General features: G+C 64.8%; 17 protein-coding genes. 9 read left to right on the top strand and 8 right to left on the bottom strand.

The genetic code is table 11. The features are described from left to right. Nucleotides 1-34 precede the first annotated feature (34 nt). Complete coding sequence (locus tag G370_RS0116270) at nucleotides 35-469, bottom strand: PepSY domain-containing protein (protein ID WP_019661544.1); 435 nt, start codon at nucleotides 467-469, stop codon at nucleotides 35-37. Nucleotides 470-620: 151 nt separating this feature from the next. On the opposite strand from G370_RS0116270, the gene G370_RS0116275 reads away from it, so the two are divergent. Genes G370_RS0116275 through G370_RS0116285 form a run of 3 tightly spaced genes read left to right on the top strand, consistent with a single transcriptional unit; the run spans nucleotide 621 to nucleotide 2886 of the window. Further along, nucleotides 621-911 (top strand): PepSY domain-containing protein, encoded by a 291-nt coding sequence (locus tag G370_RS0116275; RefSeq protein WP_010482069.1) that lies wholly within the window; start codon nucleotides 621-623, stop codon nucleotides 909-911. Then, nucleotides 911-1570, top strand: coding sequence for a response regulator transcription factor (locus G370_RS0116280; RefSeq protein ID WP_019661545.1), 660 nt, complete (start codon nucleotides 911-913; stop codon nucleotides 1568-1570). Before G370_RS0116275 ends, G370_RS0116280 begins: the two co-directional genes overlap by 1 nt. After that, complete coding sequence (locus G370_RS0116285; protein WP_019661546.1) at nucleotides 1567-2886, top strand: sensor histidine kinase; 1320 nt, start codon at nucleotides 1567-1569, stop codon at nucleotides 2884-2886. The genes G370_RS0116280 and G370_RS0116285 overlap by 4 nt, the downstream gene beginning before the upstream one ends. 263 nt (nucleotides 2887-3149) lie before the next feature. Here G370_RS0116285 and G370_RS0116290 read toward each other — a convergent pair whose 3' ends face one another. Together G370_RS0116290 and speA are read right to left on the bottom strand one after the other, a co-directional pair. Further along, a complete protein-coding gene (locus G370_RS0116290) occupies nucleotides 3150-3470 on the bottom strand; it encodes a DUF6122 family protein (protein ID WP_019661547.1) in 321 nt (106 codons plus the stop codon). A 37-nt stretch (nucleotides 3471-3507) separates the two neighbouring features. After that, nucleotides 3508-5397: an arginine decarboxylase gene (speA, locus tag G370_RS0116295; RefSeq protein ID WP_012512349.1), complete on the bottom strand. Its 1890-nt coding sequence runs from the start codon at nucleotides 5395-5397 to the stop codon at nucleotides 3508-3510. Nucleotides 5398-5588: 191 nt separating this feature from the next. On the opposite strand from speA, the gene speE reads away from it, so the two are divergent. Beyond that, nucleotides 5589-6443, top strand: coding sequence for a polyamine aminopropyltransferase (gene speE / locus G370_RS0116300; RefSeq protein WP_010482074.1), 855 nt, complete (start codon nucleotides 5589-5591; stop codon nucleotides 6441-6443). A gap of 122 nt (nucleotides 6444-6565) precedes the next feature. Here speE and G370_RS0116305 read toward each other — a convergent pair whose 3' ends face one another. Then, nucleotides 6566-7471, bottom strand: coding sequence for an aspartyl/asparaginyl beta-hydroxylase domain-containing protein (locus G370_RS0116305; protein WP_026347202.1), 906 nt, complete (start codon nucleotides 7469-7471; stop codon nucleotides 6566-6568). A gap of 435 nt (nucleotides 7472-7906) precedes the next feature. Here G370_RS0116305 and G370_RS0116310 point away from each other — a divergent pair, with 435 nt between their 5' ends. Then, entirely contained in the window at nucleotides 7907-8566 is a 660-nt protein-coding gene (locus tag G370_RS0116310) for an RIO1 family regulatory kinase/ATPase domain-containing protein (protein WP_019661549.1), read from the top strand. Nucleotides 8567-8691: 125 nt separating this feature from the next. Here G370_RS0116310 and G370_RS0116315 read toward each other — a convergent pair whose 3' ends face one another. After that, a complete protein-coding gene (locus tag G370_RS0116315; RefSeq protein ID WP_005411374.1) occupies nucleotides 8692-9030 on the bottom strand; it encodes a P-II family nitrogen regulator in 339 nt (112 codons plus the stop codon). A 137-nt stretch (nucleotides 9031-9167) separates the two neighbouring features. On the opposite strand from G370_RS0116315, the gene ubiK reads away from it, so the two are divergent. Both ubiK and arr read left to right on the top strand, forming a co-directional pair. Further along, nucleotides 9168-9419: a ubiquinone biosynthesis accessory factor UbiK gene (gene ubiK / locus G370_RS0116320; protein WP_019661550.1), complete on the top strand. Its 252-nt coding sequence runs from the start codon at nucleotides 9168-9170 to the stop codon at nucleotides 9417-9419. 126 nt (nucleotides 9420-9545) lie between these two features. After that, the gene (gene arr / locus G370_RS0116325; RefSeq protein ID WP_019661551.1) at nucleotides 9546-9980 is read left to right on the top strand and encodes an NAD(+)--rifampin ADP-ribosyltransferase; all 435 of its coding nucleotides are present in this window, start codon (nucleotides 9546-9548) and stop codon (nucleotides 9978-9980) included. 151 nt (nucleotides 9981-10131) lie between these two features. On the opposite strand, the gene G370_RS0116330 is transcribed toward arr, so the two are convergent. Beyond that, nucleotides 10132-10497, bottom strand: coding sequence for a hypothetical protein (locus tag G370_RS0116330; protein ID WP_026347203.1), 366 nt, complete (start codon nucleotides 10495-10497; stop codon nucleotides 10132-10134). A 55-nt stretch (nucleotides 10498-10552) separates the two neighbouring features. Further along, the gene (locus tag G370_RS0116335) at nucleotides 10553-11155 is read right to left on the bottom strand and encodes a DUF998 domain-containing protein (protein WP_019661553.1); all 603 of its coding nucleotides are present in this window, start codon (nucleotides 11153-11155) and stop codon (nucleotides 10553-10555) included. 649 nt (nucleotides 11156-11804) lie between these two features. On the opposite strand from G370_RS0116335, the gene G370_RS0116340 reads away from it, so the two are divergent. Then, nucleotides 11805-12161: a hypothetical protein gene (locus tag G370_RS0116340; protein WP_019661554.1), complete on the top strand. Its 357-nt coding sequence runs from the start codon at nucleotides 11805-11807 to the stop codon at nucleotides 12159-12161. Nucleotides 12162-12209: 48 nt separating this feature from the next. Next, nucleotides 12210-12725 carry a hypothetical protein gene (locus G370_RS0116345; RefSeq protein WP_019661555.1) on the top strand — a complete coding sequence of 172 codons (516 nt, stop codon included), beginning with the start codon at nucleotides 12210-12212 and terminating at the stop codon, nucleotides 12723-12725. A gap of 49 nt (nucleotides 12726-12774) precedes the next feature. Here the strand turns inward: G370_RS0116345 and G370_RS0116350 are convergent, their stop codons facing one another. Further along, nucleotides 12775-13548 carry a carbon-nitrogen hydrolase family protein gene (locus G370_RS0116350; RefSeq protein WP_026347204.1) on the bottom strand — a complete coding sequence of 258 codons (774 nt, stop codon included), beginning with the start codon at nucleotides 13546-13548 and terminating at the stop codon, nucleotides 12775-12777. Nucleotides 13549-13592 lie beyond the last annotated feature (44 nt).

Consider the following 13592-nt stretch of genomic DNA (forward strand, 5'->3'; position numbering starts at 1 on the left):
GCCGAGCATGGGCTCGGCTCTACATGGGCAAACGTCAATCCAGCCAGCCATCGCGCTCGCTGTGCAGGATGCGGCCGTCATAACCGCTCAGGCGCACGTCCACCTTCTGGTTGCGTGCATTGCGGGCCTCCAGCGACCAGGTCGCACCATCGCGTTCCAGCGAATGGATCTCGCGCAGGCCATGCGCCTGTGCCCGTGCCAGCACCTGCTCGGTGGTCAGCAGCGCGCGGCCGCTGTGCTCGTCGAAGATCTCGCCGGTCTTCGCGTCCACGTAGACCTCGCTGAAGCGGCCATCGGCGCGGCTCACGTCGGCCTCCCACAGGCCATCATCGCGTTCGATCTCGTGGATCTGGGTGTAGCCGGCCTTGCGCAGGGTCTGTTCAACCTGGGCCATGCCCAGCGGCGCGGCCTGTACGGCCGGCGCGACGGTCAGCAGGGCAACAGTGGCGAGGGTGAGCGACTTCAACATGGGGGTTCTCCTGTTCGTGTTCGTGGCCGGACCATCCCGGCAACGCCACAATGCACCCCGTGATTAACAGCGCCTTAGCCGGCACTGTTAGCCAGCTGTTAGTCACCCCCGGCACACTCACGCCTGTTCCTACAGCCCTCCCTGCGCCCCGATGCTCTCCACCCTGCCCCTGCTGCTGGCCCTGGCCAACGCTCCTACCGCCGCCGCGCCCGTCCAGGACCCGGCACAGCAGGTCGCGCGCCGTGCCGTGCAGCAGGGCCGCTACGTGCCATTGGAAAGCGTGGTGCGCGATGCACTCAAGCGCTTTCCGGGGCAGCTGCTGGAAGTGGAGCTGGACGATGGTGTCTACGAAGTGGAGATCCTGCGCGGCGACGGCGTGGTGGTGGAGCTGGACTATGATGCGCGCAGCGGAAAGCTGCTGAAGACGGAGCTCGACGACTGATGCGCATCCTGTTGGCCGAAGACGATGCCGCACTGGCACAGCGCCTGGTGCCCCTGCTGGAGCAGGCCGGCTACGTGGTGCATGTGGTTGCCGATGGCCGCCAGGCCGAGGAAATCGGCCAGATCGAGGACCTGCAGGCGGCCATCGTTGACCTGGGCCTGCCCGGGCTTGACGGATTGAGCGTGATCGAGCGCTGGCGCGGCAATGGCCGCAGCTTTCCGGTGCTGGTGCTGACCGCGCGCGGGCGCTGGCACGACAAGCTGGCCGGCTTCGATGCCGGTGCCGACGACTACCTGACCAAACCGTTCCAGGCCGACGAACTGGTGCTGCGCATGCGCGCCCTGATCCGCCGCAGCCATGGCCATGCCAGCCCGCGCCTGCACTGCGGGCCGCTGCAGCTGGACGTCAACGCCGGCCGCTTCGAACTGGACGGACAGCCGCTGGCGCTGAGCCCGCAGGAGTTCCGCCTGCTCAGTTACTTCATCCACCACAGCGGCCAGGTGATCGGCCGTGATCGTCTGGGCGAGCAGGTGTTCGAAGGCGGCCACGACCCGGACTCCAACGCGCTGGACATGCTGCTGGGTCGGGTCCGCCGCAAGCTCGGCATCGATCTGATCCAGACCGTGCGCGGCCAGGGCTGGCGGCTGGCCGCGCCGTGAGCCGGCAATCCTCGCTGCGGCGGCGCCTGCTGCTGGCTGGCGGCGTCGGCCTGCTGCTGGTCTCGCTGCTGGCCAGTGCATTGCTGGGCGAACTGTTCAAGCGCAGCGCGCGTGATCGGCTGGACCACGAACTGCAGCAGGACATGCTGACCCTGGTCGCGCAGATGGAAGTCACCCCCGACCACCAGCTGCAGCTGCGCCAGGAACCGAACGATGCGCGCTTCCAGCGCGTGTTCTCCGGTGCGTACTGGCAGATCGCCGGTGCCGATGGCCGCGTGCTGCTGCAGTCGCGTTCGCTGTGGGATGAAACGCTTCCCGCTGCGGTCACCGGTCCGGCCACGCGCAACCTGACCGGTCCGTTGCAGCAATCGCTGCGCGCACGCGTGCAGCAGGTGCGCCTGCCGCGCGCCAGTGAACCGTTCGTGGCGGTGGTTGCCACCGACCGCAGCGCGCTGGATGCCGATGTTGCCGCGTTCCGGCAGCGCACCGCCATCGCGTTGGGTGTACTGGTCGCAGCGTGGCTGGCGGTGCTGGCCAGCCAGGTGCACTTCGGCCTGCGTCCGCTGCACCGCCTCGGTGCACAGCTGGAACGGGTGCGGCGCGGCGACGCGCAACGCATCGACACGCAGGGACTGGGGGCAGAAGTCGCACCGCTGGGTGAAGAACTCAATGCACTGCTGGACCACCAGCAACGCATGGTCGCGCGGGCACGCACCAGTGCACAGGACCTAGCGCATGCGCTGAAGACCCCACTGAGCGTTTTGGCCACCGAGGCTGACGGCGACGGCGCAGACTGGCGGGCCACCGTGCGTGAGCAGAGTGCCCGCATGCAGGCCAGCGTCGACCGCTACCTGGCTGCCGGACTGGCCGCTGACCACCGCCAGCGCACCGGCGTAGCGCCGGTGGTGCAGGCGCTGTGCCGATTGATGGCACGCGTGCACGGCGAACGCGGCATTGCGTTCACGGCGGTGGGTATCGATCCGGTGCTGCAGTTCGCCGGTGCCAGTGCGGATCTGGAAGAGATGCTGGGCAACCTGCTGGACAACGCAGGGCGGTGGGCACAACAGCAGGTGACTGTCGAAGCGGAAGCCAGCGACGGACAGCTACGCATCGAAGTACGTGACGACGGACCTGGCCTGGCTGCAGACGCCCTGGAACGGGTAACCCAGCGCGGCGTGCGGCTGGATGAGCGCGAGGGCAGCAGCGGGCTGGGGTTGGCCATCGTGGGCGATATCGCCTCCAGTTATGGCGGGCGCGTGGCGCTGGAGAATGCGCAGCCCGGCCTGCGTGCGACGGTGTGGTTGCCGGTGGGGTGACGCACCGCTACCGGTTCACGCGCTTCCGGTAGGTGTCGACCTTGGTCGACATGCACCAAAAGCGCCGACCAAGGTCGGCATCTACCAAAGCAGTGCATCGGTTCCGCCGACTATCGTGCACCCGGTGTCGACCTTGGCCGACACGCATCAAAAGCGCCGACCAAGGTCGGCATCTACCAAAGCAGTGCATCGGTTCCGTCGGCCATCGTGCACCCGGTAGGTGTCGACCTTGGTCGACACGCATCAAGAGCATCGATCAAGCATCAACGGTGGTGCATCCACCAGCAGTCAATCGCGTCCAGCACGATGTGGATGATCAAACCGATGCCGAACAACCGCGTTCTCTTCGGCACGCACAGCCCTGCATAGACCGCGATGGCCGGTGCGGTATGCAGCGGGTGGAAACCGATGCTGCAGCGGTTGGGCGCGTAGATCGGATCGGCCAGCAGGTGGTCCAGATCGATGATCCAGCCCAGCAGCATCAGCAGCCACGCCGAGGCAAAGCGCTTACGCCAGAACAGCCATGCCAGCAACGCTGGCACGGCGGCATGCAGGAACAGGTGGAAGATCGCGCGTGCGCTCATCGGCAGCGGTGGCGCCGGGCAAGCCCGGCGCCGTCCATCAGACCAGCGGTTCGTCGGACAGGTAGGTGTAGCCGGTCAGGCCGGCTTCCAGCGCCTCCGACAGCTCCTGCGCGCGTTCCGGCGACAGCTGGGCCTCGGCCACGCGCTGCGCGTAGGTCGCGCGCAGCTCATCCAGGCGGTAGCCCACGTAGTCCAGCATCACGTCGGTGGTGTCGCCGCGGCGCTGCTGGGTGATGGCGTAGCCATCGGCGTCGGCCAGCACTTCCACCGCGTCGGTATCGCCGAACAGGTTATGGATGTCACCCAGGATTTCCTGGTAGGCGCCCACCATGAAGAAGCCGATGCGGTAGCTCTCACCGGGCTTCATCTTGTGCAGCGGCAGCGAGCTGTCCAGGCTCTCGTTCTCGACATAGGTTTCCACCATGCCGTCCGAGTCGCAGGTCATGTCGGCGATGATGCCGCGACGGTCCGGGGTCTCGTCCAGGCGCTCGATCGGCACGATCGGGAACACCTGGTCAATCGCCCACACGTCCGGGATCGATTCGAACACGCTGAAGTTGACGAAGTACTTGTCGACCAGGCGCTCGTTCAGTTCGTCCAGCACCGGGCGATGGCTCTTCTCGTCGTAGCTCAGGCGCGCGCGCACGCCGTGGGCAATGGCGTAGAACAGATCGTCGATACGCGCACGCTGCGGCAGGTCGATCTGGCCCAGCGCGTAGCTGGCCAGGCCTTCGGCATGGAAATGCTGCGCTTCCTGGAACAGCTCCACCGCCGGGCGCACGTCCAGTTCGTCGTGGATCTCGCGCAGGTGGCGGATCGCCGCCGGCTCGTCGTCGTGCTGGTCCGGCACGCGGCCTTCCTGCGCCTCTTCCACTTCCGACACGTTGGCGATCAGCACCGCGTGGTGCGCGGTCATCGCGCGGCCGCACTCGGTCACGATGCGCGGCGGGGTCAGGCCGAACTCTTCGCAGGCATTGGCCAGCGGCTGCACGATGTTGCTGGCGTAGGAATGCAGGCCGTAGTTGATCGAGCAGAAGCTGCGCGAACGGGTGCCTTCATAGTCCACACCCAGGCCACCGCCCACGTCGACGTGGGTGATCTTCGCGCCCAGGCGCGACAGCTCCACGAAGTAGCGGGTGGCTTCGCGCATGCCGTTGGCGATGTCGCGCACGTTGGAGATCTGCGAGCCCATATGGAAGTGCAGCAGGTTCAGGCAGTCGGCGTACTCGGTGTCACGCAGCGACTTCCACAGGTCCAGCAGCTGGCGCGGCGACAGGCCGAACTTGGCCTTGTCGCCACCGCTGTTCTGCCACTTGCCGGCGCCCAGCGAGGCCAGGCGCATGCGCACGCCCAGGCCCGGCTTCACGTCCAGCGCCTTGGACTCTTCCAGCACCAGCTTCAGCTCGGACGGCTTCTCGATGACGATGAAGGTCTGCAGGCCCAGCTTGCGGCCGATCAGGGCCAGGCGGATGTACTCGCGGTCCTTGTAACCGTTGCAGACGATCAGGCCCCCCGGGCGCGACAGCGCCAGCACGGCCATCAGCTCCGGCTTGCTGCCCGCTTCCAGGCCGAAGCCTTCGCCGTGGTGGCTGGCCAGGGTACCGGCCACGCCGCGGGTCTGGTTGACCTTGATCGGGTACACGGCGGTGTAGCCGCCGCTGTATTCCCAGTCCTGCTGGGCCTGGCCGAAGGCCGCCTGCAGCTTGCCCAGGCGCTGGCCGAGGATGTCCGGGAAGCGCACCAGAAGCGGCAGCTTGGCGCCCGCCGCACGCGCCGCATCGACCACCTTGGGCAGCGACACCACCGGGCCGTCCGCCCCGGTCGGTCTCACCACCATGTGCCCGGCCTGATCCACATCGAAGTAACCGTCCGCCCAATGCGGGATCGAGTAGGTCTTGCGGGCTTGGTCGAGGGACCAATCGGTCATTTCAGTCGGCCTTGTTGGCAATAAAAGGGGGGGCATGATAACGCCTATATGCCCACAGGTTCGTTATCATGCGCGCCCGCGCCCGTGACAGGTTTCAACCTGAACGGGCCGATCCGTCCGGATGTGGCATCTGTGCCACGCGGCCCCGCCCGCCAGCCCGGCTCCACCCCTCCGAACAGGACTGTTTTCCAATGACTGACAGCAACAACTGGTACATCGAACACTTCGAGCGCACCGGCTCGGCCATCGGCTACCGCATCACCGGCAAGCTGGACGAGGTGCAGTCGCCGTTCCAGAAGATCGAGATCTTCCAGACCACCGACTGGGGCAACCTGATGACCATCGACGGGGCCATCATGCTGACCAGCAAGGACAACTTCTTCTACCACGAGATGATCAGCCACCCGGTGCTGTTCACCCACGCCGCGCCCAAGCGCGTGGTGATCATCGGTGGCGGCGACTGCGGCACCCTGCGCGAAGTGCTCAAGCACACCGGCGTGGAGAGCGTGACCCAGTGCGATATCGACGAGCAGGTCACCGTGATGGCGCGCAAGCACTTCCCGGAACTGTGCGACTCCAATGACGACGCCCGCGCCGAGCTGCTGTTCGACGACGGCGTGGCCTACATGGCCAACTGCCCGGCCGGCAGCGTGGACGTGGTGATCGTGGACTCGACCGACCCGGTCGGCCCGGGTGAAGGCCTGTTCAACAAGGCCTTCTACGAGAGCTGCTTCAAGGCCCTGAAGGACGACGGCATTCTGGTGCAGCAGTCCGAGTCGCCGCTGATGCAGCTGGAGCTGATCAACGAAATGCGCACCGAGATGGGCAAGGCCGGCTTCGGTTCGTTCAAGACCCTGCCGTTCCCGCAGCCGTGCTACCCCACCGGCTGGTGGAGCGTGACCATGGCGCGCAAGGGCGACAGCAGCTTCGACTTCCGCCAGGCCGACTCGGCCGCCAAGACCTTCAACACGCTGTACTACACCGCCGCGCTGCACACCGGCGTGCTGGTGACTCCGCCGTTCGTGCAGGCGGCATTGAAGGGTTGATCCAAACAGAAACCCGCGCTGGCGACAGCGCGGGTTTTTGCTTTCTGTAGAGCCGAGCCATGCTCGGCTGCTGTTCGGACAGGTTGCGATAAATCAAGCCGAGCATAGGCTCGGCTCTACAGTCACAGCGCCCAGATACCCGCAATCACCGCCACCACCAGGCCCCACTTGATCAGCTGGTAGGCCACCACGCTGCGCTCGCGCAGTGCCTTGGCCTTCAGGCGCACCTTGTAGACACTGCCAAACGCCTTGTTGACGCCACCGGTCGGGTCACCCGGCAGGTTCGGCGAGGCACCGCCGGCCAGCAGCGTGGCCGCCACCGCACGATTGAACAGGCTCGGCAGGCCGAAGCGCAGCGGGCGGGCGATGTCGCAGAACAGGATCACGCGGTCATCGGGCGTCTCGTTGTGCGCGTGGTGGATGTAGGTCTCGTCGAACATCATCCACTCGCCATCGCGCCAGCTCTTCTTGATGCCGTCCACTTCGATGTAGCAGCCGTCGTTGTTCGGCGTGGCCAGGCCCAGGTGCAGGCGCAGCGAACCGGCGAACGGATCGCGGTGCGGGCGCAGTTCGCTGCCCGACGGCAGCTGCGCGAACATCGCCGCACGCACGTCCGGCAGCGACTCCAGCAGCGCGGTGGTCTTCGGGCACATCGCCTTCGCCGACGGGTGCGACGGGCCATACCACTTCAGGTAGAAGCGCTTCCAGCCACGACGGAAGAACGAATTGAAGCCGGCATCGTTGAACGTGCTGGAGGCGGCGATCTTCTGCGCATCGCGCAGCGCCAGCGCCTCGTCGCGGATCATCTGCCAGTTCTGGCGCAGCGGCTCCAGCTGCGGGAACTCCTTGGCCGGGTCCAGGAACGGCGTAGTCGGCACCTTCGAGAACATGTACATGACCACGTTGATCGGGGCCATGAAACTGGAGTGGTCCAGCAGCTGGCGCGACCAGCGCGCGCGAACCTTGCCACGGAAGTGGATGTACAGCACGCAGGCGACGAACAGCGCTGCAATGACGATTTTGATGATCAAAACACTTTCCTCCAGCCGCAGCCGGAATGGGAAACGGGGCGATGCACGGCCTGGCGGCCAGCACCGATTGGGAACGCGGCAGGGGACGGGGACGTGCCGGAGGGGGCGGCCGCCGATGTCGCGGGTTAACAGCTTATGGTCGGCAGGGCGTGCGCCGGGGTCAAGCCGGACGTGCGTGGCGTTCAGCGCGGCGCCGATGACTGGGCTGGAATCGCGCCCAACTCATTGATCCAGAAGGGCAACCCTTATAAGTGAGACGGAATTGTCCGATTCTGCGTGACGAACTGTTCCAGCCACGGCCCCGACATTTCTCCGACAAATCGTGGAATAGCGAACTGGCGAGTACTAAAATTAACGAAAACTTAGTAACTCCCTGTAACACCGGTTCGCTTGACGCTTTGCGCCACCCACCGGGTCGTCCGAGACCCCGACATGTATCTTCCTGCTCTCCCCCCCTCCTCCTGCGGCAATGACGCCGCCTCCCCGCTGCTGCTCAAGCGCGGCGAACGCTTCCTGGCCCCCGACGTCTATCGCACCTGCCTGGACGGGCGCGAGGCGGTCATCAAGGACTACTCCCGCTACCGCGGCACCCCCGTTTCACTGATCGCGCGGCTGATGGTGCGCCGTGAGGCCCGCATGCTGCAGCGCCTGGGCGGCTGGAAGCATGCCCCCGCGCTGCTTGGCACCCTGGGTGGCCTGGCACTGGGCATGGAGTTCATTCCCGGCCAGACCCTGAGCACCGCGCAGGCCGTGGGCAATGAAGTGTTCGAGCAGCTGCAGCACGCGCTCAGCCGTTTGCATGCCGCCGGCATCACCCACAACGACCTGCATGGCACCAACGTGGTGGTCAGCGGCGGCGTGCCGGTGCTGCTGGACTTCACCTCCGCCTGGCGCGCCCCGCGCTGGCTGCGCCGCAACCCGCTCAGCCGGCAGATGCGCCGCAGCGACATGAAGAACCTGCTGAAGATCCGCCAGCGCATGACCGGCCAGGCCCCGAGTGCCGCGCAGGCCGCACTGGTGGCCGACCCCGGCTGGGTCGCTGCCGTGCGCCAGGGCTGGAAGCGGTTCTACAAGTGGGCCAAGCGCCGGTAGGGGTCGAGCTCGCTCGACCGCTTTACCGCTCTTTGTAGAGCCGAGCCCGCGCTCGGCTGCTGTTCCTGCATCGCGCGAAATGCAGCCGAGCATAGGCTCGGCTCTACAACATCCCGCCGAGCGGGTTACAACGCGTCCGCGTCCAGTTCGCCGGTACGGATACGCACCACGCTGCCCAGGTCGTACACGAACACCTTGCCGTCACCGATCTTGCCGGTGCCGGCGGCCTTCACGATGGCCTCAACCACGGCCTCCACCTGGTCATCGGTCACCGCCACTTCCAGCTTCACCTTCGGCAGGAAATCGACCACATACTCCGCGCCACGGTACAGCTCGGTGTGGCCCTTCTGGCGACCAAAGCCCTTCACTTCCGTCACCGTGATGCCGGTGACCCCACGCTCGGCCAGCGCTTCGCGGACGTCGTCGAGCTTGAACGGCTTGATCACCGCCATGACCATCTTCATCGTCTATCTCCTGTCTTCCGGCGTGGAGGATAGCGCCTGAACGTGGCCCGGTGCGAAACAGCCCATGCCTGTGCGGGCGACCGGCCCAGCAGTATCCTTGTGGCCTGCACGGCCCGCCCGCACCACGGAGTACTCCCATGATCGACCTGAACCAACTGGATGACCTTGCCCGTCGCTTGAGCGACCTGGTGCCACCGGGCCTGCGCGAATCGCGCGAGGAACTGCAGGCCACCTTCAAGAGCGCGTTGCAGGCGGGTCTGGCCAAGCTGGACCTGGTCACCCGCGAGGAGTTCGAAGTGCAGCGCGCCGTGCTGCTGAAGACCCGCGAAAAGCTGGATGCGCTGGAAACGGCCGTGCGCGAGCTGGAAGGGCGCGGCGCCGCAGAATGAAAAAAGGAGGCGCACTGCGCCTCCCGTTTACAGATTATTTCCCGGATGGGGCCTTGCAGCAAGGCCCACCGGGCGCCCTAGACTCGCCGGCCTGTCGATCCGGCAGCACAGAGAGGGGCAGCAGCGATGGCGCAGGACACCGATTGGACACCCGTTTCGCATGACACCTGCGACCAGGTCGACGGGCCGTTCTATCACGGCACCCGCGCTGACCTCGCGGTGGGCGAGTTGCTGAGCGCGGGCTTCCGCTCCAACTATCGCGACAGCGTGGTGATGAACCACATCTACTTCACCACGATTGCCAAGGGCGCCGGGCTGGCTGCGGAGATGGCCCGCGGCGAGGGTCGGCCGCGTGTGTATGTGGTGGAGCCGACTGGACCGTTTGAAGACGACCCGAATGTGACCAACAAGAAGTTTCCGGGGAACCCGACGCGGTCGTATCGCAGTGCGCAGCCGTTGCGGGTGGTTGGGGAGATTGTGGAGTGGGAGGTGTATGACGCGGAGTTCGTCCGGCAGTTGAAGGCGTTTGTTGCTTCGGGGAGTGGGGAGATCATCAATTGAGGAAAGGAGAGACACGTGCTTTGGCCGACGGAGGATCAACGCAGCAGATCGTCGAACGATGTCCGCTCCCGGCCAAGAGCGGACTCTCGCAGTGCCTCGAACAGACCCAACCACAAATTTTCCTGACCTGGAACGAAGTATCGGGCCGGCACTACTTGAACATCTCCAACAGATCCTTGTCTTCATGCCGCTTCTCCCACGTGGAGAGAAAACAGAAGCTCACACCACTTCCCATGGCAGCCTTCTGGAACCCGGCCAGTTCTTCCTTCGTGACCGGGTACTCAACCGGATCAAAGTGCAGAATCCCCCACGGCTTGACGAGAGAGAACCCAGGCAGGAGTTCCGAGAAGATCGCCTTGAGCAGGGGCCGGATACTCGAAAAGTCCTTGATCGGGCCCGCGCGATTGCCAAGGGCATGACACTGACGACGGATGGTCCTGTCTCCACCAACCACGCGCGCAATGAAGTGGTACTGGTGCACTCGAACGTAGATCAGCTGACGGCGAAAGATCTTCATCCCCATCTCAAAGCCACGTGCTCAACAGCCATCCATGCAACTGCATGCCTATCCATCAATGCGCAGGCTCCGCCTTCAGCGCGCTTGAACCCCTTCGCAGCAGGTACAGCGCAACCAGGAACGGCCACAGCGAGTTGATAGACGAGAACACGCGCTGGGTCAGCCCCCTGAACCCTTCCGGGTCCGCTCCCACCACGTTCAACCAGAGATAGACAATCCCCGCGACGCTCACCGTAGCAGTCACGGCGTACGCCCTTCGGTTGGCAGACCACGCGCTCAGTTCGATGTGCGACATCGCCGGTGCAATGATGTTTGCGATACCGATGGTGTAGAAGCCGTGCATCGGATGGCCCATGGGCCAGAGACCGTTGGTCAGCATGGAGATGCCAAAGATCATCCAGCAGATCGCGCCTACGGCAATCCGGCGGCCGGACTCCCGCCATACCCCGATGGCAAACGCCACGAAGCCCACGCCGCAGCCGATGGGGGCAATCCTGGCGCAGATGCTTGCAAGCGTTGGTGCCTGCAGCAGTTCGCTGGCGTGCTGTGCAAGCGGGTTGTAGCCCGGCGCGAACAGGGCGGCAACGCTGGTCCAGAACAGGAACCACGGAAGCGGGACCAGGCCCGCAGACAGAAGAAGTCGATTGCGGCGTAACACGTACAGTGATCCTTGTATTGGCCTGCGCCAGTGGGTGAAATCCGTTCAAACGCTACAAGACCGTCCTGCTGCGGGCAGGGCAGCCCCGCGTGACTACAGCGGTAGTCAGATTGCGCGCGGCACTCGGTAGGTTCAATAGGCAGGAAGTCATTTAAACCATCCAGCCGGTGTCGCAGCGGTTCGGTTGCATGAGCGATCACGCATGCCCGATGGGCGAGTGCTGTCGCATTTGCCGCGCTTTACATCTCTGACGGAAGTTTCTGACGACTCCGTTCCAGAAGTGCCGCTGCGCCAAGCACGCCAAGGCTCTCGCCGCTTCCGGTGCTATGCGACAATGCCAAAAGCGTCTCGGGTTTTGGCGGCATTGACCCCTACCCCTTGGCATTCCCAACTACGTCAGGCAACTCTGGTATCGCCACCGAAAACGGGTGGCCGGGCCTCGAAAACCCGAGCTATTAGGATGTTGTTTGCACTTGCCAGCCGGCATCACCTTGCGTGGTGCCGGCTGGCATTCCGTCTGCCGGCTATGGCGGGCGGGGCGTGGGGGCCTCGTGCCCGCCGGTTTCTTCCTAGTAGCCCGGTTTTCGAGCCACGCTCTGCCCGCCACCTTTATCGGTGGCGGCTTCCGCCTGCATGCACGGAGCCAGCCATGACCACACCGCACTCCCCTCCCCCGCGCCCCATCCAGGAAGCGCCCTCGGCCGCCCCGGCCCTGGACCCCAACAGCCTCATCGCCATCCTGCACGCCATCGGCGCGGGCGCTGCGGCCGACGGACAGCCCTGGCCCGAGCGGCATCACCTGCGCAGCCGACAGATGCAGTTGTCCGACGCCGACTGCGCGCTCACCGGCCAGCGCATCGTGCAGGAAATCCTGCTGGCCGCAGAACGCACGCGCCAGAACGGCGAGCCCGAGCAGTACGTGGGCGACCGGGTGATGGAGGGGCTGGTGATGGCCGACCTGGCACTTACCGCTTTCATCCACGAGCGAGTTCGGCCAAGGGACTGAGCGCCCCGCCAGCAACGCATGCCCTTCTACCTATGTGCGGGGTGACGAATGAAGCGGTACGGTCTTGCCGCTGTGGCGGCGTGCATCGCGGTGATCGGCGCAGTATGGGCAGCATGGCCCGAGCCCGCGGGCGATCAGGTGTGGGCCTACCAGAAGCTGCAACCGGCTGATTACCGGCTGCTGCACAGCGATGCGCTCGGCTTCGTCACTGCGAAGGCCCAGGAAGGATTTGAACTGCGCACGCGCTATGCCGGAGTGACGTCCTTCGATATCCGATGCAAGGGCGTTGTGGTGATGAACGTGGAGAATGCGCCCTCGCACGTGCTGATCCGCATGCCTGCCGATGCACGCTGGCGAGCGCCGGACATCGAGCGCCTGCGCATCAGCTTCGAGCGTTGGCTGGATCTACACCAGAGCCGGGGAAGGTTGCTGGTGGAAAGTGCGGGGCCTTCGTGGGTTGAGGCGCGGTTTGGGCGCCTTGACAGGTCGGTGCCTGATGACCAGCGCTGCGTGAACGACGTCGTGCACATGACAGGGACACAGTTTCTCAGGGACACCATCTGATCGAACGGATTCTGTTCGAACAAAGCCAGCTGCTGAAGTCGCGTGCCAGTCAATTTTCCCGGGCGTTGCCCCGCGCTCCCGCGATGCTCATTGCCTGGACTGCCACGGCACTACCGATCTGTTCTGCGAGGTCATACACCACCAATGCCTCGTCTTCAGTTCCGGCGCTGCATCTGAGCGCACCACTGTTGTCCCAGGCTGCAGACCCTCCCGTCATCTCAAATCCATCGGCATGACCCACGCCGTTGCATACCAACACGTTCATCCCAAGCTCCCGCGCGACTGTTGCGTAGTGGCGGTGAGCGCGTTCCATACCGATCATGTTCTTCGCAACACTGGCAACGTAAACCGTTGCTCCCGCGTCCTTGGCCCGCAATGCACTTTCCATCTGTAGCGACTCGAAGCAGATGGCGGGGACCAGAATTTCCTCTCCAAGGGTTACTGACAGGGGCGTGGTTCCTGCCTTGAAGTAAGGCAGTTCGTCGGCGTGGAGCGTCTGCTTGGTGTAGACAGCCGGTGTCTGGCCGCTGCGGAAAACGAACATGCCGATCTCCGGCCCATCCTTGCCGCGATACGGCCCGCCGACGGCGACCAGAATCTGGTGCCGATCGCTCAGAGATTGGAATACCTCCAGCCGTGCATCGTCTGCCGTCATTGCCAGCTGTTCGGCCAACCGCGGCTCATAGCCCGTCAGCGACATTTCCGGAAAGAAGACCGCTGCACCGCCACATGAGGCGGCCAGTTCAATGAAGTGCACATGCCGTTCGATATTGCCAACGATGTCGCCAGGAACTGATCGCATCTGTGCTGCAACAATCTTCATTCCCGTCCTCTCCACTCAGACGTAAGTCGAAATGAGAACCGCTT

The sequence above is a fragment of the Stenotrophomonas hibiscicola ATCC 19867 genome (genome assembly GCF_000382065.1).
GTDB lineage: Bacteria > Pseudomonadota > Gammaproteobacteria > Xanthomonadales > Xanthomonadaceae > Stenotrophomonas > Stenotrophomonas hibiscicola.